This window comes from Pseudomonas sp. CFBP 5748, assembly GCF_053850495.1.
The window spans coordinates 1-19,790 of record NZ_JBSPTN010000003.1 but is presented as its reverse complement, the minus strand read 5'-3'; the positions used below and the strand labels follow the sequence as shown (position 1 = coordinate 19,790).

Annotated in this window: 20 protein-coding genes; 12 read left to right on the top strand and 8 right to left on the bottom strand. The window is 63.1% G+C overall.

Features of this window, described 5'->3' with window-relative positions:
• Positions 1-4: 4 nt before the first annotated feature.
• From lhpI to ACWNZ1_RS07755, 9 genes are all read left to right on the top strand, one after another.
• On the top strand, positions 5-1,780 hold the full coding sequence (gene lhpI / locus ACWNZ1_RS07795) for a cis-3-hydroxy-L-proline dehydratase (protein ID WP_456027543.1): 1,776 nt from the start codon (positions 5-7) through the stop codon (positions 1,778-1,780).
• A complete protein-coding gene (locus ACWNZ1_RS07790) occupies positions 1,773-2,438 on the top strand; it encodes an amino acid ABC transporter permease (RefSeq protein ID WP_135845318.1) in 666 nt (221 codons plus the stop codon). The genes lhpI and ACWNZ1_RS07790 overlap by 8 nt, the downstream gene beginning before the upstream one ends.
• A 9-nt stretch (positions 2,439-2,447) precedes the next feature.
• Positions 2,448-3,098 carry an amino acid ABC transporter permease gene (locus tag ACWNZ1_RS07785; RefSeq protein WP_135845317.1) on the top strand — a complete coding sequence of 217 codons (651 nt, stop codon included), beginning with the start codon at positions 2,448-2,450 and terminating at the stop codon, positions 3,096-3,098.
• A complete protein-coding gene (locus ACWNZ1_RS07780) occupies positions 3,091-3,813 on the top strand; it encodes an amino acid ABC transporter ATP-binding protein (RefSeq protein ID WP_135845316.1) in 723 nt (240 codons plus the stop codon). Before ACWNZ1_RS07785 ends, ACWNZ1_RS07780 begins: the two co-directional genes overlap by 8 nt.
• A 120-nt stretch (positions 3,814-3,933) precedes the next feature.
• Positions 3,934-4,962: a trans-3-hydroxy-L-proline dehydratase gene (locus ACWNZ1_RS07775; protein ID WP_135845315.1), complete on the top strand. Its 1,029-nt coding sequence runs from the start codon at positions 3,934-3,936 to the stop codon at positions 4,960-4,962.
• 145 nt (positions 4,963-5,107) lie between these two features.
• Complete coding sequence (locus ACWNZ1_RS07770) at positions 5,108-6,025, top strand: dihydrodipicolinate synthase family protein (RefSeq protein WP_456027542.1); 918 nt, start codon at positions 5,108-5,110, stop codon at positions 6,023-6,025.
• 143 nt (positions 6,026-6,168) lie between these two features.
• Positions 6,169-6,723 carry a DinB family protein gene (locus ACWNZ1_RS07765; RefSeq protein ID WP_135845313.1) on the top strand — a complete coding sequence of 185 codons (555 nt, stop codon included), beginning with the start codon at positions 6,169-6,171 and terminating at the stop codon, positions 6,721-6,723.
• Between the two features lie 26 nt (positions 6,724-6,749).
• Positions 6,750-7,100, top strand: coding sequence for a DUF6152 family protein (locus ACWNZ1_RS07760; RefSeq protein WP_456027541.1), 351 nt, complete (start codon positions 6,750-6,752; stop codon positions 7,098-7,100).
• On the top strand, positions 7,100-7,603 hold the full coding sequence (locus tag ACWNZ1_RS07755) for a DUF6644 family protein (protein WP_280944922.1): 504 nt from the start codon (positions 7,100-7,102) through the stop codon (positions 7,601-7,603). Before ACWNZ1_RS07760 ends, ACWNZ1_RS07755 begins: the two co-directional genes overlap by 1 nt.
• A 65-nt stretch (positions 7,604-7,668) precedes the next feature.
• On the opposite strand, the gene ACWNZ1_RS07750 is transcribed toward ACWNZ1_RS07755, so the two are convergent.
• The 5 genes from ACWNZ1_RS07750 to ACWNZ1_RS07730 all read right to left on the bottom strand — a co-directional run bounded on the left by ACWNZ1_RS07750 (position 7,669) and on the right by ACWNZ1_RS07730 (position 13,037).
• Entirely contained in the window at positions 7,669-8,733 is a 1,065-nt protein-coding gene (locus tag ACWNZ1_RS07750; RefSeq protein ID WP_456027616.1) for a 2,3-butanediol dehydrogenase, read from the bottom strand.
• An 84-nt stretch (positions 8,734-8,817) separates the two neighbouring features.
• The gene (locus tag ACWNZ1_RS07745) at positions 8,818-9,930 is read right to left on the bottom strand and encodes an acetoin dehydrogenase dihydrolipoyllysine-residue acetyltransferase subunit (protein ID WP_280944921.1); all 1,113 of its coding nucleotides are present in this window, start codon (positions 9,928-9,930) and stop codon (positions 8,818-8,820) included.
• On the bottom strand, positions 9,930-10,946 hold the full coding sequence (locus ACWNZ1_RS07740) for an alpha-ketoacid dehydrogenase subunit beta (RefSeq protein ID WP_456027540.1): 1,017 nt from the start codon (positions 10,944-10,946) through the stop codon (positions 9,930-9,932). The genes ACWNZ1_RS07745 and ACWNZ1_RS07740 overlap by 1 nt, the downstream gene beginning before the upstream one ends.
• Before the next feature lie 35 nt (positions 10,947-10,981).
• Positions 10,982-11,959 (bottom strand): thiamine pyrophosphate-dependent dehydrogenase E1 component subunit alpha, encoded by a 978-nt coding sequence (locus ACWNZ1_RS07735; RefSeq protein WP_256452812.1) that lies wholly within the window; start codon positions 11,957-11,959, stop codon positions 10,982-10,984.
• Between the two features lie 4 nt (positions 11,960-11,963).
• A complete protein-coding gene (locus ACWNZ1_RS07730; RefSeq protein ID WP_265073072.1) occupies positions 11,964-13,037 on the bottom strand; it encodes an ATP-NAD kinase family protein in 1,074 nt (357 codons plus the stop codon).
• 344 nt (positions 13,038-13,381) lie between these two features.
• On the opposite strand from ACWNZ1_RS07730, the gene ACWNZ1_RS07725 reads away from it, so the two are divergent.
• Positions 13,382-15,247, top strand: a complete 1,866-nt coding sequence (locus tag ACWNZ1_RS07725; protein WP_265073071.1) for a sigma-54-dependent Fis family transcriptional regulator — start codon at positions 13,382-13,384, stop codon at positions 15,245-15,247.
• Between the two features lie 9 nt (positions 15,248-15,256).
• Here the strand turns inward: ACWNZ1_RS07725 and ACWNZ1_RS07720 are convergent, their stop codons facing one another.
• From ACWNZ1_RS07720 to ACWNZ1_RS07710, 3 genes are all read right to left on the bottom strand, one after another.
• Positions 15,257-15,586, bottom strand: coding sequence for a hypothetical protein (locus ACWNZ1_RS07720; protein ID WP_135845305.1), 330 nt, complete (start codon positions 15,584-15,586; stop codon positions 15,257-15,259).
• Between the two features lie 226 nt (positions 15,587-15,812).
• Positions 15,813-17,024 (bottom strand): cytochrome c biogenesis protein DipZ, encoded by a 1,212-nt coding sequence (locus tag ACWNZ1_RS07715; RefSeq protein ID WP_265073070.1) that lies wholly within the window; start codon positions 17,022-17,024, stop codon positions 15,813-15,815.
• A gap of 82 nt (positions 17,025-17,106) precedes the next feature.
• Positions 17,107-17,370 carry a DUF2790 domain-containing protein gene (locus ACWNZ1_RS07710; protein ID WP_265073069.1) on the bottom strand — a complete coding sequence of 88 codons (264 nt, stop codon included), beginning with the start codon at positions 17,368-17,370 and terminating at the stop codon, positions 17,107-17,109.
• Positions 17,371-17,601: 231 nt separating this feature from the next.
• On the opposite strand from ACWNZ1_RS07710, the gene ACWNZ1_RS07705 reads away from it, so the two are divergent.
• On the top strand, positions 17,602-18,342 hold the full coding sequence (locus tag ACWNZ1_RS07705; protein WP_123344949.1) for a response regulator: 741 nt from the start codon (positions 17,602-17,604) through the stop codon (positions 18,340-18,342).
• Entirely contained in the window at positions 18,339-19,646 is a 1,308-nt protein-coding gene (locus ACWNZ1_RS07700; RefSeq protein WP_256452807.1) for an ATP-binding protein, read from the top strand. Before ACWNZ1_RS07705 ends, ACWNZ1_RS07700 begins: the two co-directional genes overlap by 4 nt.
• Positions 19,647-19,790 lie beyond the last annotated feature (144 nt).

Below are 19,790 nucleotides of genomic sequence, written 5' to 3'. Positions count from 1 at the left end.
GCGCATGCCAAGCACACCTGTCCGTGTGAAAGGCCGCAGCCTGGTCGGGGGCGCCGCCCAGGGCGCCCTGCTGTTCGCCGATGTCGGCTTGAGTTTCTGGGGCGGGGTCGATCCGGCCAGTGGCGAAGTCATTGACCGGCATCACCCGCTGAGCGGTGAACGCCTGGCCGGACGGGTGCTGGCGATTCCCAGCGGACGCGGCTCCTGCACCGGCAGCAGCGTACTGATGGAACTGATCAGCAACGGCCATGCACCTGCGGCCCTGGTGCTGGCCGAAGCCGATGAAATCCTGACCCTGGGCGTGCTGGTGGCGCAGGTGATTTTCCAGCGTTCCTTGCCGGTGGTGTGCGTGGGGTACGAGGCCTTCAATGGGTTGCGCGGCCAGGGCTTTGTCCGCCTCGAGGAGGACGTCCTGACGCTGTCTGGCCGCCGTCCCAACGACGGCTGGCAGGGTTCGGACGCCTGCCAGCCGCCCACTCCCTCGACCCTGGACCTGACCGAACAGGACCGGGTGTTGCTCGACGGCACCCACGGGAAGGCAGCCCAAGTGGCGATGCAAATCGTGCTGCGCATGGCCGAGATCCAGGGTGCCACGCAACTGCTAAACGTGACCCAGGCCCACATTGACGGCTGCATCTACACCGGCCCGGCCAGCCTGCGTTTTGCCGAACAACTGGTGCAGTGGGGCGCGAAGGTCCGCGTGCCCACCACCCTCAATTCCATTTCCGTGGACCAGCGCCGCTGGCGGGAGTTGGGCGTCGATCCGGCCCTGGGCGAGCCGGCCAGTGCCCTGGGCGATGCCTACATGGCGATGGGCGCCCAGCTGAGTTTCACCTGCGCGCCCTACCTGCTGGACACCGCGCCCAAGGCCGGCGAGCAAATCGTCTGGGCCGAATCCAACGCGGTGGTTTATGCCAACAGTGTGCTGGGGGCGCGCACGCAGAAGTACCCGGACTTCCTCGATATATGCATTGCCCTGTGCGGGCGGGCGCCGTTGACTGGCTGTCATCTCGACGACCAGCGCAAGGCCAGGCTGATCGTCGACGTGCCGGCGCTGGGCAACGTGGACGACAGTTTCTATCCGCTGTTGGGCTATCACATCGGCGCTTTGGCGGGCCGGCGCATCCCGCTGATACTCGGCCTGGAACACGCCGCGCCAACCCTGGACGACCTCAAGGCCTTCGGCGCCGCGTTCGCCACCACCAGCGCCGCGCCGTTGTTCCACATCGCCGGGGTGACGCCGGAAGCCCTCGACCTTGCCGCTGTGCTGGAGAGCGAGGTCACGTTGCCACTGGAAACCGTCTGCGTCGCGGGCCTGCTTGCCAGTTGGCGCGAGCTCAACAGCGCTCGGGACAATTGGGTGGACGTGGTCTCGCTGGGTAACCCGCATTTCTCCCTCAGCGAATTCGCCGTCCTCGCGACCTTGTGCGCGGGTCGGCTCAAGCATCCGTACGTGGTGTTGGCGATCACCTGCGGTCGGGCTGTGCTGGAGCAGGCCCGCAAAGCCGGCTACCTGGCGGCCATCGAGGCCTTCGGCGCGGTACTGGTGACCGACACCTGCTGGTGCATGTTGGGCGAACCGGTGATCCCGCCCCACGCCACCACGCTGATGACCAACTCTGGCAAATACGCCCACTACGCACCGGGCCTGGTCGGTCGCGGCGTGCACTTTGCCGCCCTCGCCGATTGCGTCGACGCCGCGTGCAGCGCCTCGACCAGTGGCCAGCCGCCAAGGTGGCTGCAACCCACCACCCGCACGGGGAGCCCGACCCATGTTTGACTACAGCTTCCAATGGCGCCCGGCTTTACGCGCCCTGCCCGACATGCTCGCTGGGGCGTGGGTGACGTTCGAAACCGCAGCGCTGTCGATGATTTTCGGCGTGCTGATCGCCCTGGTGCTGACGGTGATGCGCCAGGCGCGGCAGCCCTTGCTGCGCGGGGTGGGCAATGGCTGGGTGTCCATCGCCCGCAACACGCCCTCGCTGTTCCAGATTTACATCCTCTACTTCGGGCTCGGCTCCCTCGGCCTGCATGTCAGCTCCTGGCTGGCCTTGCTGGCCGGGATCACCTTCAACAATGCCGGTTACCTGGCGGAAAACTTTCGCGGCGGCCTCAAGGCCGTGCCGCCTACGCAGATGCGCGCCGCCCGTTCCCTGGGCATGAGCGCCTTCCAGGCCTACCGGATGATCATCGTCCCGCAATTGCTGCGCATCGTCTTTTACCCGTTGACCAACCAGATGGTCTGGGCGGTGTTGATGACGTCGTTGGGTGTGGTCGTCGGCCTGAACAACGACCTCACCGGCGTCACCCAGGAATACAACGTCAAGACCTTCCGCACCTTCGAATACTTCGCCCTCGCGGCGCTGCTGTATTACCTGATCGCCAAGCTGATCGTTGGGCTCGCCCGACTGTTGTCTTGGCGATTGTTCCGCTATTGAGGACTGGTCATGTTTTCTACGAGCCTCACTGTTAACGACCTGTTGTACTTGCTTGAGGGAGCCTGGGTCACGCTGCAATTGACCGTTTGGTCGATCCTGCTGGGCACCCTGGCCGGCCTGCTGTTCGGCCTGTTGCGTGCGCTGTTGCCTCGGGCCAGCCTGCCGTTGGCCTGGGTGCTGGACGTGTTTCGCAGCGTGCCGCTGTTGATCCAGTTCGTGCTGTTCAACTCCCTCAAGAGCATCGTCGGCCTGAACCTCAGCGCCTTCGCGGTTGGCTGCATCGTGCTCGGGGTCTATGCCGCTGCGTACTTCACCGAAATCGTCCGCGGTGGTGTGCTGGCGGTGCCGCTGAGCACCCGCCGGGCCAGCCGCTCCCTGGGCCTGAGTTATTTGCAGGACTTGCGTTTCATCGTCCTGCCGATTGCCACGCGGGTAGCCTTTCCCGGCTGGCTGAACCTGGTGCTCGGCGTGATGAAAGACACCGCGCTGGTGATGTGGATCGGCATCGTCGAATTGCTCCGTGCTTCGCAAACCATTGTCACGCGCATTCAGGAACCCCTGTTGGTGCTGTGCATCGCGGGCCTCATTTACTACGTCATGAGCCTGGTGGTCGCCCGCCTCGGCGCACGTCTGGAAAGAAGGTGGCAGGAAAATGATTGAGATCGAAAACGTGCACAAATCCTTCGGTGACCTGGAAGTGGTCAAGGGCGTGAGCCTGACCGTGGACAAGGGTGAAGTGGTATCGATCATCGGCGGCTCCGGCTCCGGCAAATCGACCCTGCTGATGTGCATCAACGGCCTGGAGCCGATCCAGAAAGGCAGCATCCGCGTGGATGGCGTCGAGGTCCACGATCGCGCCACCGACCTCAATCGCCTGCGGCAGAAGATCGGCATCGTGTTCCAGCAATGGAACGCCTTTCCGCACCTGACCGTGCTGGAAAACGTGATGCTGGCACCGCGCAAGGTGCTGGGTAAAAGCCAGCAGGAGGCCGAGGCACTGGCGGTGCAACAGCTCCAGCACGTCGGCCTGGGGGACAAGCTCAAGGCTTTCCCCGGCAAGCTTTCCGGTGGTCAGCAACAACGCATGGCGATTGCCCGGGCCTTGGCGATGTCGCCGGACTACATGCTCTTCGACGAAGCCACCTCGGCCCTCGACCCACAACTGGTGGGCGAAGTGCTGGACACCATGCGCATGCTCGCCGAAGACGGCATGACCATGGTGCTGGTGACCCACGAGATCCGCTTCGCCCGGGACGTGTCCGACCGCGTGGCGTTCTTTTGCAACGGGCGGGTCCATGAGATAGGACGGCCGGAACAGGTGATTGGCAACCCCCTGCAGCCGGAGACGGCGGCGTTTCTCAAGTCGGTGAAATAACGGATGGCCCCATCGCGAGCAAGCTCGCTCCCACACTGTTTCGTGTACACCACAGAACCTTTTGTGGGAGCAAGGCTTGCCCGCGATGAGGCCCGAACAGACAACACAAGGATTTGACTCATGCGCTCATCGAAAATCATCCATGTAGTCAGCTGCCACGCCGAAGGCGAAGTCGGCGACGTGATCGTCGGCGGCGTCGCCCCACCGCCCGGCGCCACCGTGTGGGAGCAGTCGCGCTGGATCGCCCAGGACCAGACCCTGCGCAACTTCGTCCTCAACGAGCCCCGGGGCGGCGTATTCCGCCACGTCAACCTGCTGGTGCCGGCCAAGGACCCGCGGGCGCACATGGCCTGGATCATCATGGAACCGGCCGACACCCCGCCAATGTCCGGCTCCAACTCGTTGTGCGTCGCCACTGTGCTGCTGGACAGCGGCATCCTGCCCATGACCGAACCCCAGACCCACCTGGTGCTGGAGGCACCGGGTGGCCTGATCGAAGCCGTGGCCGACTGCCGCGACGGCAAGGTGCAGCGGGTGGAGATCAAGAACGTGCCCTCCTTCGCCGACCGTCTCGATGCCTGGATCGAAGTCGAGGGCCTGGGCTCGTTGCAGGTGGACACGGCGTATGGCGGTGACAGCTTTGTCATCGTCGACGCCCAGCGTCTGGGCTTTACCATCCGCCCCTTTGAGGCCGCCGAGCTGGTGGCCGTCGGGCTGAAGATCACCCGGGCCGCCAACGAACAATTGGGCTTCGTGCATCCACTGAACCCCGACTGGTCGCACATCTCGTTCTGCCAGATCGCCGCGCCCATCGTCCAGGAGAACGGCATTGCCACCGGCGCCAACGCGGTGGTGATCCAACCGGGCAAGATCGACCGCTCGCCGACCGGCACCGGTTGCTCGGCGCGCATGGCCGTGCTGCATGCCAAGGGCTTGATGCAGGTTGGCGAACGGTTCATCGGCCGCTCGATCATCGGCTCCGAATTCCACTGCCGTATCGACTCCCTGACCGATGTGGCCGGGCGCCCGGCGATTTATCCATGCATCGCCGGACGGGCGTGGATCACCGGCACTCATCAACTGCTGCTCGACCCGGCCGACCCGTGGCCGCAGGGGTATCGACTTTCGGATACCTGGCCTGGCGCATGATTTCCATATTTGCACACCCCCTGTGGGAGCAAGGCTTGCCCGCGATGAAGATAACGCGGTCTTCGGTGGAACCGAGGCGCCTGTTTCGCGAGCAAGCTCTGCTCCCACAAATCCCCTCGCCACATACCCTAACCGGAGACAACCCATGAGCAAACGCATCAACTGGAGCGGCGTCTTCCCTGCCGTCACCACCCAATTCAACGATGACTTTTCCATCAACCTGGAAAAAACCCACCAAGTGATTTCCAACGTCATTCGTGATGGCGTTTCCGGCCTGGTGGTCTGCGGGTCGGTGGGGGAAAACACCTCCCTGAGCGCCGAGGAAAAAATCGCCGTGACCGAAGTCGCGGTGGACGCTTCCCAGGGCCGGGTGCCGGTGATTTGCGGCGTGGCCGAGTTCACCAGTGTGCAAGCGGCCAAGGTTGCCAACGCCGTGCGCAAGGTCGGGGTCGACGGGGTCATGCTGATGCCGGCGCTGGTCTACGGCTCCAAGCCGTTCGAGACCGCCGAGCATTTCCGTTACGTCGCTCGGCATGCCGACGTGCCGTTGATGGTCTACAACAACCCGCCGATCTACAAGAACGACGTGACGCCGGACATTCTGATTTCCCTGGCCGATTGCGACAACGTGGTGTGTTTCAAGGACTCCTCCGGCGACACCCGGCGTTTCATCGACGTGCGCAATGAAGTCGGTGACCGTTTTGTGTTGTTCGCAGGCCTGGATGATGTGGTGCTGGAAAGTCTCGCCGTGGGTGCCGAAGGCTGGGTCTCGGGTATGTCCAACGTGTTCCCGCAAGAAGGCGAGACCATTTTCCGCCTGGCTCGCGCCGGGCGCTTTGCCGAGGCAATGCCGATCTACGAATGGCTGATGCCGATCCTGCACCTGGACGCCCGCGCCGATCTGGTGCAATGCATCAAGCTGTGCGAAGCCATCGCTGGCCGTGGCAGCGCCCTCACCCGCCCACCGCGCCTGGCCTTGCCGGAAGAGGATCGGGTGTATGTGGAACAGATCATGGCCAAGGCCTTGGCCAATCGGCCGGTGTTGCCGGATGTGGGGCTTTAAGAACCGACCCGGCACGCCAGGTAGGTAAGGAAACCCATGTGGGAGCGAGCTTGCTCGCGATAGCGGTCTGTCTGAATCGACTATGCTGGATGTGCCGCCATCATCGCGAGCAAGCTCGCTCCCACAGGGATTCAAGGTGCCCCATGAATTACTTCCTGGCCCAGGCCCTGAACAATCAGTGGGCCAATCACCGGTTACTCACGGCCTGCGCGCAGTTGAGCGAGGCCGAATACCTCGCGGAGCGCACCAGCTTCTTCCCCTCCATCCAAAGCACGCTCTGCCACATTCTGGAAGTGGACCGCTATTACCTGACCGCCCTCGAAGGCGACCGAGATGGCCAGAACAAGGACTTTTCTGAAACCCTGACCTTTCCCCGGTTGAGGGAAAGCCAAACCCAAACCGACCAGCGGCTGGTGGCGCTCTGCGAAGCCCTGCGGGAAAACGACCTCGCCCGCTCCGTCGACCTGGTGCGTGCCGACGGTGTGGTGCGCGAACGAATCGACCGGCTGCTGTTGCACCTGTTCGAGCATCAGATCCATCATCGTGGGCAGGTCCACACCCTGCTCAGCGCCACCCCCGTCAAGCCGCCCCAACTCGATGAGTTTTTTCTCGAGTGCGACCGTCGGTTCCGCGTGGACGAGGAACAGCGGCTTCAACTCGATGAGCGGCGGGTCTGGCGCGAATACCTGCGCGGTTGAACCGACCTCCCAAAGGAGACCTTGCCATGAACGTTATCCTTCGTTGCATCGGTTTGGCGTTGATGCTGATCACCACGGCAGCACTCGCTCACCACGGCTGGAGCGAATACGACACCAGCAACCCCTTGGAACTCGAAGGCACCATCAAGGAAGCCGGCTATTCCCATCCCCATGGCTACGTGCGCGTGCAGACCACCGACAAAACCTGGACCGTCGTGCTGGCCCCGCCGTCACGCATGGAGAATCGGGGACTGACCAAAGACATGCTCAAAGCGGGTAACCGCGCCACCGTGGTCGGCTATGCGAACCGCAACAAACCCGACGAATTGCGCGCCGAGCGCATCACCCTCGACAACAAGACCACCGAGTTGCGCTGATGCAGGCCTCCCAGGCAGGCTCAGCCCAAGGCTGGATGGACCGGCTGGGCGATTCGTCCCTGGCGTTGGCCATGCGCAGCGAGCTGTGGCTCTATCCACTGGTGGAAGTGGTGCACATCATCGGCTTTTCGGTATTGGTGGGCGCGGTGGTGATGTTCGACCTGCGCATCCTGGGGCTGTCCAAGGGCATCGCCGTGACCGCCCTGGCCCGCCACCTGCTGCCCTGGGCCGTTGCGGCCCTGCTGTTGATCGTGCCTGCCGGGTTGATGATGTTCAGCGCACATCCCCACGACTTCGTCGGCAACAAGGTCTTTGTGCTCAAGCTCTGTCTGATTGCGGCGGCGGGCATCAATGCCCTGCTGTTCCACGTTGGAACCTACCGTTCGGTCGAGCAATGGAACACCGGCCACAAGGCGCCCAGCCTGGCCAGAATTCAAGCACTGGCGTCCATGATGCTATGGACCTCGGTCATTCTCTGCGGTCGGTTGCTGGCCTATACCTGAACTACACCTGAAAAAAAGGCGATGGCCGCTGCCGGCCATCGCCAAATCGCCCACGTCAGGCGCTCTCAGATCCGTGCGGGAGACACGATGATTTTCACGTTGTGCTCCTTGTTATTGACCAGCTCCTCGAAACCCTGGCCAACGATCTGCTCCAGCTGGATGCGTCCGGTCACCAGCGGCGAGATGTCCAGGCGTCCATCGGCGATGAAGGCGATCACATCGGCGAACTCGCCGTTGTAGGCCAGCGCGCCGAGCACTTGCTTCTCGGTGGCCACCAGTTCGAAGAAGTTGAATTCACTGGGCTCCTCGAAGATGCCCACCAACACACATTTGCCGGCCTTGCGGATCAGGTCGATGGCGAGTTTGGCGGTGTGCTTGTTGCCGATGCATTCAAAACTGACATCGGCACCCAGGCCGCCCGTCAGGCGGCGCACTTCGGCCAAGGCATCGCATTCATTCGGATCGATCACATGGCTGGCCCCGACCTCCAGGGCCTTGGCCTTGCGCGCGCCGGACATTTCCAGGGCGATCACCTGGGCCGCGCCAGCGGCCTTGGCGCACATGATGGTGCACAGGCCGATCGTACCGGCGCCAACCACCACCACGTTCTGGCCCAACAGGCTCCCGGCTTTTTTCGCCGCGTGCATGCCGACCGCCAGGGGTTCGATCAACGCGCCGGCCTCGGCAGGAAAATCGGCCGGCAATTTGTAGAGCAGATTGGCCGGCACATTGACCAGTTCGGCAAACGCACCGTTGTTCATCAGCCCGGTGAACGCCAGGTTTTCGCAGATGTTGTACAGCCCGTGGGTGCAGTAATAGCAGGTTCCGCAATGCTGGCAGGCATCGGCCGCCACCGGTTCACCGAGGCTGAAACCTTCGACGCCGGCGCCCAGCTCGACGATCTCGCCGCAGAACTCATGGCCGAGGATGCACTGGCCCTTGATCCCGGTCAGTGGATGCGGCGCGTCCACCGGGATGAACACCGGCCCGGCCACGTATTCATGCAGGTCGGAACCGCAGATGCCGCACCATTGCACGCGGATCTGTACCCAGCCGGCGGGCGGCGAGACCGGCAGTGGCACGTCTTCGACGCGGATATCATTGCGGCCATGCCAGACGGCGGCGCGCATGCTGCGGGTAGGCTTGATTGAAACGTTCATAACGTTGCCTCCAGAATTTTGTAGGGACGACGAATCACTTCGCCGCCCGCTTGATCAGTGCTGTTCAATGAAATCGAGGATCAGTCGGTTGACCTGCTCGGCCGCTTCCATTTGCACCATGTGGCCCTGGCCAGGCAGCACCTCGACCTGGGCATTCAGCCCGTCGCTGTGGGCCGCCGGGATGATCGCGTCGTCGCTGCCCCAGATCACCAGGGTCGGCACGTGGCCGGCCTGCACCACTTCGCGCAAGTCCACCTGTTGGCGGCCATCGGCGAACAACGTCGCTGACAGTTGCTGCAGCGCGGCGTCCACCCCTTCCAGACGCTTGTACTTGAGCATGTCATCGAGCATTTGCCGGTTGACCAGCTCGGCATTGGAAAACAGTTGCACCAACTGCGGCTTGAGGGCATTGCGGTTGGCGGCCTCGACAAAGCCTCGCAAATAGCCGCCATTGATCTGCGGGCCCAGGCCGGCGCTGCCGATCAAGGTCAGGGAACGCACACGCTGGGGCATCAGGCGTGCGGCGTTCAACGACACCGCCCCACCCATGGAATGCCCCACCAGATGCACAGCGTTGATGTCCAGGTGATCGAGCAAGGCCAGCACCACGCCGCTCAGTTCGTCCAGATCGCCGCGCTGCAAGGTCTTGGCGGATTCGCCATGCCCCGGCAGGTCCAGGGCGATGACCCGACGCCCGGCCGCCAGTGCTTCGTGATTGAACAGCCAATTATTCAGGTCGCCACCGAAACCGTGCACCAGGACCAACGGCGTGCCGCCCTCGCCACGCTCGAAATAACGGATCACCCGGCCGTCCAATTCGACTTTCTGCGGTTTCGGGCCGCTGTCTTCGGCGGCGGCATCGCCCGGCACAAAACTGGCCTGGAACTGCTCGATGACCGCATTGATCTCGGCATCGCTGGCTTCGCCTTCAACGACAATCCCGAGCAAGGCGCCGACCGCCAGGGTTTCGTCCTGCCGGGCGATCTGCCGGCGCAACACGCCGGAAAACGGCGCTTCGACGCTGCTGGAAATCTTGTCGGTTTCCACGTCCATCACCTCATCACCCTTGGTGATGGCCTGGCCCTCCTCCTTGAGCCAGGCATCGACCCGGCCCTCGGTCATCGACAGGCCCCACTTGGGCATGGTCAAGGTATGAATCTGGCTCATCAGCGCTTGCTCCACTTGATCACGTTGAGCACGGCTTGTTCGATCTTCGCCGCGTCAGGGATGTACAGGTCTTCCAGGGCATCGGAGAACGGCACCGGCGTGTGCGGCGCGGTGACCATTTCAATCGGGGCCTTGAGCGCACCGAAGGCTTTTTGCGCGACCAGCGCCGAGATGTCGGTGGCCATGGAACAGCGTGGGTTGGCCTCGTCGATCACCACCAGGCGCCCGGTTTTCTCGACGCTTTCGAGGATGCTGTCCTCGTCCATCGGGCTGGTGGTGCGCAGGTCGATGACTTCGCAGTCGATGCCGCGCCCGGCGAGGCTGCGCGCCGCGTCCATCGCGGTGTTGACCATGCGCCCGTAGGACACCAGGGTCACGTCCTTGCCGTCACGCAGGAAATTGGCCTCGCCGAAGGGAATGGTGTAGAGCTCTTCCGGAACCTCGCCCTGCATGCTGTAGAGCAACTTGTGCTCGCAGAAGATCACCGGGTCGTTGTCGCGGATCGCCTGGATCAGCAAGCCCTTGGCGTCGTAGGGCGACGATGGGCACACCACTTTCAGCCCGGGGATGTGCGTCCACAGGGACGTGAGCATCTGCGAATGCTGGGCGGCGGCGCGCAGGCCGGCGCCGACCATGGTGCGGATCACCAGCGGCGTGGAAGCCTTGCCGCCGAACATGTAGCGAAACTTCGCCGCCTGGTTGAGGATCTGGTCCAGGCAGCACCCGGCGAAGTCGACGAACATCAGTTCGCACACCGGACGCACGCCGCAGGTAGCCGCCCCGACCGCCGCGCCGACGTAACCGATTTCCGACAGAGGCGTGTCCAGCACGCGTCCGGGGAACTGATCGTAAAGCCCCTTGGTGACGCCGAGCACACCGCCCCAGGCGTCGCTTTCACCGGGCGCGCCGGCACCGCCAGCCACGTCCTCGCCCATGATGAAGACGCTGGAGTCGCGACGCATTTCCTGGGCCAGGGCCTCGTTGATTGCCTGCTGATAGCTGATTTTTCTCGCCATGATGAGATTCTCTATTCTTGTTTTATAAAGGGCATTCAGGGATAGGAGACGTAGACGTCGGTCAGCAGGTCCGCCGCCGTGGGCTTGGGATCGGACTTGGCTTTGCGCACCGCGTTTTCGATCAGCAACTCCACGTCCTTGTCGATCTGGTCCAACTGCTCGACCGCCAACAGCCCGGCGCGAGTGGTGCTCTCACGAAATTGCATCAGGCAATCGTGGTTCTCGCGAAAATGCTTGACCTCATCGGGCGCCCGATAGGTCTGGGCATCGCCTTCGAAGTGGCCGTAATAGCGGGTCAGCTTGACCTCGATCAGCGATGGCCCCTCCCCGGCCCGCGCCCGCTCGACCGCCGCCCCGGCCGCCTCATGCACGGCAAAGAAATCGAAGCCATCCACCGTCACCCCAGGCATACCGAACCCGGCGGCGCGGTCGGCGATGTGATCGCAGGCCACCGACCAATTGGAGGCCGTGGCTTCGGCATAACCGTTGTTTTCGGCGACGAACAGGCACGGCAAGTTCCACACCGAGGCCATGTTCATGGCTTCGAACACCGCGCCTTCGTTGGAGCCACCGTCACCGAAGAACACCACGGCGACGCTGTCGGTGCCTTTCATCCGCGCCGCCAGCGCGGCACCCACCACCAGGGGCGCGCCGGCACCGACAATGCCATTGGCGCCGAGCATGCCCTTCTCGAAATCGGCAATGTGCATCGAGCCGCCCTTGCCTTGGCAGACGCCGGTTTTCTTGCCGTAGATCTCGGCCATCATCCCGTAGACATCCACGCCCTTGGCGATGCAATGACCGTGTCCACGGTGGTTGGAGGCGATGCAATCGGCATCGCCCAAGTGGGCCATGACGCCTGCGGCTGAAGCCTCTTCACCTGCATACAGGTGGACAAAACCGGGAATTTCGCCGGTGGCGAACTCCACGTGCAGGCGCTCTTCGAAGGCGCGGATAGTGCGCATCACCTGATAGGCATGCAGCAGTTGATCGTGACTGAGCGATGTCGACATTTTTTTATTCTCCTGGGGTGTCTTCTTGAAGATTCAGAGGGTGTTGCGGGTGTTCGCGGCCGATGGCCAACAAACGGTGTTGCGCGGCATAGGCCAGTACCACGTTGACATCGATGCTCAGCGGGCCGCCGGCATCGAGGGTGACCGTGGGCCGGTCCTGCGCGTTGAATTCGATTTCCCGCTCGCCATCCAGGGCCAGGGTGCCGCTGGACAACGACAGTCCGTGAGCAATGCCGGGGTCCAGTGGGCCGGCGGCGAGCACGCCACAGCCTTGCAGCAGGCCGGGGGCCAGTGGCACCAGCAGCGCTTCGGGCGATTGCGGGTCCAGGCGCATCCAGGCGCCGCCCGCTGCCTGGCGTGACACCGGGAACCACAAGCCGCACAGCGCCGACAGGCCGATGGATTGCGGTTCAGCGAAGGTCACGAACACCTCGGCCAGGTCCTGTGCCCGGCTGATCGCCCGGGCACCGACAAAGCGCAGCGGCGACACGGCGACGTCCACCAGGGCGACTTCGCGCAAACCCCGTGCGGCATCGCAGACCAGCAGGCGCTTATTGCGACGCAAGCCGATCTGATCCGGGATCCGCCCGCTGGCGTACAGCCCACCGGCCAACCCGGCGCTGGTGGCCTCGCGCAGTTCAGGGAAGGCGTTGTTGGTGCCGGTGGACAGGGTCAGCAACGGGATGTCACCGACTTCGGCGGCGACGGCCTTGTGCGTGCCGTCGCCACCGAGCACGGCGATCAGCGCCACCTCGCGCTCGGCCATCAGACGCGCGGCGCGGCGGGTATCTTCGACGGTCTGGCGCAGGGTCAGGTCCAGAAACTCCAGGGCCGGCCAGTGGCTGCTACGGGCCTGGCGGCTGTGGCTGTTCTTCAGCACAGCGGCGGCGATGCCGGTCATGTCGGTGGGCATCAACACCTGTTCGATGCCAGTGGCGCCAAAGGCGGCCAGCAGGCGCTGGATCACAGAGACTTTATCGGTGCTGGAAAACAGCCCGGCATTGGCGGTCAGGCGCCGCACGTCACGGCCCGAGGCGGGGTTGGCGATGATGCCTACGGTCAGTGGCCGGCGGCTCATGGCGTCACCGTAGACGAAAACGGTAAATGACCTGGGCAGGGAACCATGAGCACCTCGATTTTTTATTATTGGAAGACCCGTCAGGCGGGTTCAGGGCATAGAGCAAGGCCGGTGCCAGTTGCGTACAAATTCAGCGAAACCCGCGGTCCAGAGCGGCCACCGTGCAATGTTCAATGAGGCGAACCGCGCCTCGGTGAGACGCCGCATGTCAGCCTGCATGGAGTTCCAGCGAGACATTGAGACGTGGCGTCTCACGCCCTCCGGGCAGCCCGCCGTGCTTGTCTGCGAACAGCGAACGGCGCTTAATGTGCGCACAACGATAAGAAGCTGAATCGGAGGCCCGTATGCTTTCCGCTCACTCCCGGGCGCATGTGGATTGCGTCAGCCGCGTACTGAAAAACGCGGACCAATTGCCACAACTGCCCGTTCCGGACCTGATCCTCGACTCCTGGCGTCGCTCCATGGAGCAACATCACCTGGACCCCGGTTCGCTGCAGGGCCCGCGCATCCTGTCCCAGGACGTGCTCAAGCAATGCCGCGAGCGTTCCGAGCTGTTCCTCAATATCGCCAGTGAAGAAGTGGCGCGCCTGCATGGGCGGGTGCGCGATGCCGATTACTGCGTGCTGCTGACCGATGCCCAGGGCCAGACCATCGACTACCGGGTCGAAACCACCATTCGCAATGACTGTCGCAAGGCCGGGCTGTACCTGGGCACCTGTTGGTCGGAAGGCGAAGAAGGCACCTGCGGCGTGGCGGCGGTGCTCACGGCCAAGGCCCCGGTGACGGTGCACAAGCGCGACCACTTTCGAGCCGCGTTCATCGGCCTGACCTGCTCCGCCGCCCCGGTGTTCGACCCGCAAGGCGAGTTGCTCGGGGTGCTGGACGTCTCGGCGGTGCGCTCGCCGGATGATCGACGCTCCCAGCATCTGATCCGGCAAATGGTGGTGCAAAGCGCCCGGGAGATCGAACAGGCATTTTTCATGAGCAGCGCCCAGGGCTACTGGGTGCTGCGGGCCCATCGCAACGCCGGCTACGTCGATAGCCAACCGGACTTCCTGTTCGCCTGGGACGACGACGGTTGCCTGCAAGCCCTGAACCCGGCCGCGCGCCAGTACCTGCTGCAGCATTACGCTCAGTTACCCGGGCACATCAGCCAGGTCTTCGATCCGCAACTGCTGCACCGCGCCCGCGACGAAAGTCTCTATCCGCTCGATCAGACCCTGCACGGGCGCTTGAGCGCGCCGCGACGGCGAGCGAATCCGCGTCCGCGGGTGGCGCTGAACCCATGCGAAATCGACCCGCGCCTGGCCGACAGCCTGCGCCTGGCGGTGCGGGTCAAGGATCGCAACCTGCCGGTGTTGATCCAGGGTGAAACCGGTTCCGGCAAGGAAGTGTTCGCCCGCCAACTGCACCAGGCCAGCCAGCGCCGTGACCGGCCTTTCGTGGCGTTGAACTGCGCAGCGATCCCCGAAAGCCTGATCGAAAGCGAGTTGTTCGGCTACGTCGCCGGAGCCTTCACCGGCGCCTCGGCCAAGGGCATGCAGGGCCTGTTGCAACAGGCCGATGGCGGCACGCTGTTCCTGGATGAAATCGGCGATATGCCGCTGGCCTTGCAGACCCGCCTGCTACGGGTGCTGGCCGAAGGCGAAGTGGCGCCCCTGGGGGCATCGCGTCGCAAGGCCGTGGACATTCAGGTGATCTGCGCCACCCACCGCGACCTGGAGACGTTGGTTGCCGCTGGCGAGTTTCGCGAGGACTTGTATTTTCGCCTGGGCGGCGCCCGCTTCCAGTTGCCACCCTTGCGCGAACGCACGGATCGACTGGCGCTGATCAACCGTATTCTTGAAGAGGAATCGGCGCGGTGCGGGGACGCCATGCAATTGAGCGGTGCGGCCCTGGAGTGCCTGCTCGGTTATCCGTGGCCAGGCAATGTCCGCCAGTTGCGCCATGTGCTGCGTTACGCCTGCGCGGTGTGCGAAGTGAATGTGATCCAACTCAGCCATCTGCCCGAGTCATTGCACAGCGCAGACACGGCTGCATATGGGCCGGAGCCGAGCGCCAGCCCGGAACGCCAGGCTCTGCTCGATGCCCTGGTACGCCACCGCTGGAAACCCACCGCCGCGGCTCGGGCCCTGGGGATTTCCCGAGCGACCTTGTATCGGAGAGTGCACCAACATGGCATCGACATGCCGGGAAGAAGCCCGGCGTGAAATCGAAGGCTATCTTCGCGCCAGCTCGTGACGCACGCATTGTTCGTAGTAAGTCTGCTTGACTGCGGCGGGCTTGAGGCGCGAGGCGCTGTTGTAGGTCTGTTCGGTGATGCCCAGGGCGGTCATGCGCATCCAGGGCCGGGAAAACTTGCGCACCTGCAGCTTCTTGCGCGCGCCGTACAGGCTGACCCCGGAGAGCTTCGACGCCTGGGCCCCCGCGGCAATGTCCGAACCCCAGCGGCACACAGACTGCTGGTTTGGCGTCAAGGCTCTGGCCTGGGCCTCAAACGAGACGGCGGCCAGGAGAAACGTCGCTACGACCCACTTAGAAATTCGCATAGGTTTGTCGCTCAACTTTCTGAAATGAAAGAAGTTTGACGGTATAAAGATGAGCAAGGGGCCAGCACTTGGCTGGAAACACCTGTGGCGAGGGAGCTTGCTCCCTCGCCACAGGTATCGGCTTGCCTTCGCCACTGCGGTATCCCCCTCTCCAAGCGGAACACCAATCTAGAAATAGGTAGAGGACATATCCCTAAGCCAATGAAATTAAATATGTTTATTTAAATTACCGGCCTACCTTCGCCTCCTGCAACAACTGCTGGATCACCTGCTCCTGCTCACCATAGCGCCCTTCGCCAAAGTGGCTGTAGCGCACCTGCCCCTTGGCATCGATGAAGTAATGGGCCGGCCAATACTGGTTGTTGAAGGCCCGCCAGATCGCATATTGATTGTCGATGGCCACCGGGTAACCGATGCCCAGCTTGCCCACCTGCTCGCGCACGTTGTCGATGATCTTCTCGTAACCGTATTCCGGCGTGTGGACGCCGATCACCACCAGTCCGTCCTTTTCATACTTCTTCGCCCAGCCGTTTACATACGGCAGCGTGCGTTGGCAGTTGATGCAGTCATAGGTCCAGAAATCCACCAGCACCACCTTGCCCTTGAGTGACTCACTGCTCAAGGGTGGCGAGTTCAGCCATTGCACTGCACCGTCCAGCGAGGGCATGGTGCCCTGGACTTCGAGGCTCGGCATGGAGGCCGCGCCGGCCTTGCTGACCACGTAATCGATGGCCTTGGGCACCTTCTCCAGCAGGCTCTGCTCCAGGGTCGCCGCGCCTTGGGAAGAGGTACTGGCCAACAGACGATCATCGGCACCGGTACCAATCGCCGCAGCGACCAGCAACACCAGCGCACCACTGCCCCGGCGCAGCCAGGTGGTGATCGGCAAAGAGAGCTTCAGGCGGCCGACCAACCCACGTCCGGCGAAGATCAATGTTCCCAGCGACAAGGCACTGCCCAGCCCATAGGCGAGCAACAGCAGACTGGTTTCGGCGCTGGCGCCTTGCAGCATGGCCCCGGTCAGGATCACCCCGAGGATCGGTCCGGCGCACGGCGCCCAGAGCAGCCCGGTGGCCACCCCGATCAGCAGCGCCCCGGCAGGCCCGGCGGTCCGTCCGGCGCCAGCATCAATCCGGTTGCCCAGGCTGACCAACGGCCGCGCCAGCCAGGTGCCGAACCGGCTGAACATCAGTGACAAGGCGAACAGCACCATCACCCCCAGGGCGACTTGCCGACCCAGGCTGCTAGCGCGCAGGACCCAGTCGCTGCTGGCCACCGCCAGGCTCGAGACCAGGGCGAATGTCAGCACCATGCCGGCGAGCGTCAGCAGCACCGAACCCCGCGAGCGATTGGCCCGGGCGAACAGAAACGGGACCACGGGAAGAATACAGGGGCTGAGGATCGTCAGGATCCCGCCGAGGAAAGCGATCAGAAGCATGGCATCACCTCAATGGTGGAGAACTTTTTAATAAAAAATGTTTAATAACAAACTGTTACCAATCATTCCTGAGACTTTAGTTTCAGTTACCGTCATTGCAGTTGTCGGCCAACTTGCGGTAGTCCAGCGCCTGCTTGTGGCCCGCCGAGTCCAGGTAGGTCATCCGGGCATTCACCACGCCGCAGGTCGGCTCGGCGTCTTCGGACAGCGACAGCACTTTCTGGATATCAAGGTGGGTGCCGTAGGCATAGGTTTGCGCCTGGACGTCACTCTCGGCCCGGGCCGACAAGGTGCAGATGTTCAGCGCGGCGAAAAGGCAGGCGGCGTAGACGGCTTTGGTGTTCATGGTGGTGTCCTCGATTCATTCAATGGGTGTTTTTCTGCCGAGGCCTGTCGTGTTGCCTCGATGTAAACCATTGAATGCCGCGCAGGTATCGCGTCTGTATCGAGCCAGACGGCTTTTTACATCGCTGTGTATCCGTCGCGCGCCAGATACACTGCAATACAAAGCGCCGCAAGCCGTGCCGGCCGGCGCCTGTAGACTGATCACAAGAAAACGCCAAGGGGACTGGACACCATGGATCATGTCGATCACGTGTTGATAGTGGATGACGATCGCGAGATCAGAGAGCTGGTGGGCAACTACCTGAAAAAGAACGGCCTGCGCACCACGGTGGTTGCCGATGGCCGGCAGATGCGCGCTTTTCTGGAAACCACCCCGGTGGACCTGATCGTGCTGGACATCATGATGCCGGGCGATGACGGCCTGGTGCTGTGTCGGGAACTACGCGCCGGCAAGCACAAGGCCACGCCGGTGCTGATGCTCACCGCTCGCAACGACGAAACCGACCGCATCATCGGCCTGGAAATGGGCGCCGACGATTACCTGGTCAAACCCTTCGCCGCCCGTGAGCTGCTGGCACGGATCAACGCCGTGCTACGCCGCACCCGCATGCTGCCGCCGAACCTGGTGGTCACTGAAAGCGGTCGCCTGTTGGCCTTCGGGCGCTGGCGCCTGGACACCACCGCCCGCCATCTGCTGGATTCCGACGGCACCATGGTCGCCCTGAGCGGTGCCGAATATCGCTTGTTGCGGGTGTTCCTCGACCATCCGCAGCGGGTGCTCAACCGCGACCAGTTGCTTAACCTGACCCAGGGCCGGGACGCCGATCTGTTCGATCGCTCCATTGATCTGCTGGTCAGTCGTCTGCGCCAGCGCCTGCTGGACGATGCCCGAGAGCCGGCCTACATCAAGACGGTGCGCAGCGAGGGTTATGTGTTCTCGTTGCCGGTGGAGATCCTCGAGGCGTCGGTATGAGTCTGCCGCTGCATTGGCCGCGCACCCTGGCTTCGCGGCTGTCGCTGATTTTCCTGATCGGGCTGATCCTGGCCCAGGGCCTGTCGTTTGGCGCCCAGTACTACGAGCGCTACCAAACCGCCAAGTCGACCATGCTCGGCAATCTGGAAACCGATGTCTCGACCTCTGTCGCCATCCTCGACCGCCTGCCGGCCATCGAGCGCCAGGCCTGGCTGCCCAAACTCATCCGGCCCAACTACGGTTACCGACTCGATGAAGGCCAGCCCGGCCAGCCGATGGACCTTGCCAGCGCACCGGTGTCGGTGAGTTCGATCCAAGAGGCCATCGGCCAGGCCTACCCCCTGACCTTCACCGACATTCCCGGGCCGCAGAAGCACTATCAGGCCCATCTGCGCCTGAACGACGGCAGTCCGCTGACCATCGATGTAAGGCCGGCGATGATGCCCCTCTCCCCCTGGCTGCCGGTGGTGTTGCTGGGGCAGTTAGTGCTGTTGATCGGCTGCACCTGGTTGGCCGTGCGCATCGCCGTCGGCCCGCTGACCCGATTGGCCGACGCGGTGGAAACCCTCGACCCGAACGCTCACAGCGTGCGCCTGGACGAAAAAGGCCCGACCGAAGTGGTGCATGCCGCCAAGGCGTTCAATGCCATGCAGGATCGCATCGCCACCTACCTCAAGGAGCGCATGCAGTTGTTGGCGGCGATTTCCCATGATCTGCAGACCCCCATCACGCGCATGAAGCTACGCGCCGAGTTCATGGACGACGGCATTGAAAAGGACAAGCTGTGGAGCGACCTGAGTGAAATGGAGCACCTGGTGCGTGAAGGCGTGGCCTATGCCCGCAGCATCCACGGCGCCACCGAAGCCAGTTGCCGCATTAGCCTGGATGCGTTTCTCGACAGCTTGGTATTCGACTACCAGGACACCGGACAGGACGTGCAGTTATCCGGGAAAAACGCTTCCGTCATAGACACCCGGCCCCATGCTCTGCGCCGGGTGCTGGTCAACCTGGTGGACAATGCATTGAAGTTTGGCGGTGCTGCCCAGATCCAGGTGCTCCTCGCTGACAACGGGCAATTGGCGATCCAGGTATTGGACCGTGGCCCAGGCATCAATGAACAGGAACTGGCCGAGGTGCTAAAGCCGTTCTACCGGGTAGAAAGTTCACGCAACCGGGAAACCGGCGGCACAGGATTGGGCCTGGCCATCGCCCAGCAACTGGCCCATGCCATGGGCGGTTCACTGACCTTGAGCAACCGCGACGGCGGCGGGCTGTGTGCCGAGCTGCGGCTGAGCCACTGCTGAAACCAACCCAAAACAACTGTGGGAGCGGGCTTGCTCGCGAAAGCGCTGTGTCAGCCACATTATTTGTTAACTGACACTACGCCTTCGCGAACAAGCCCGCCCCCACAAGGGTTACATCATCCACCTGCAATCAGCGGATCAACA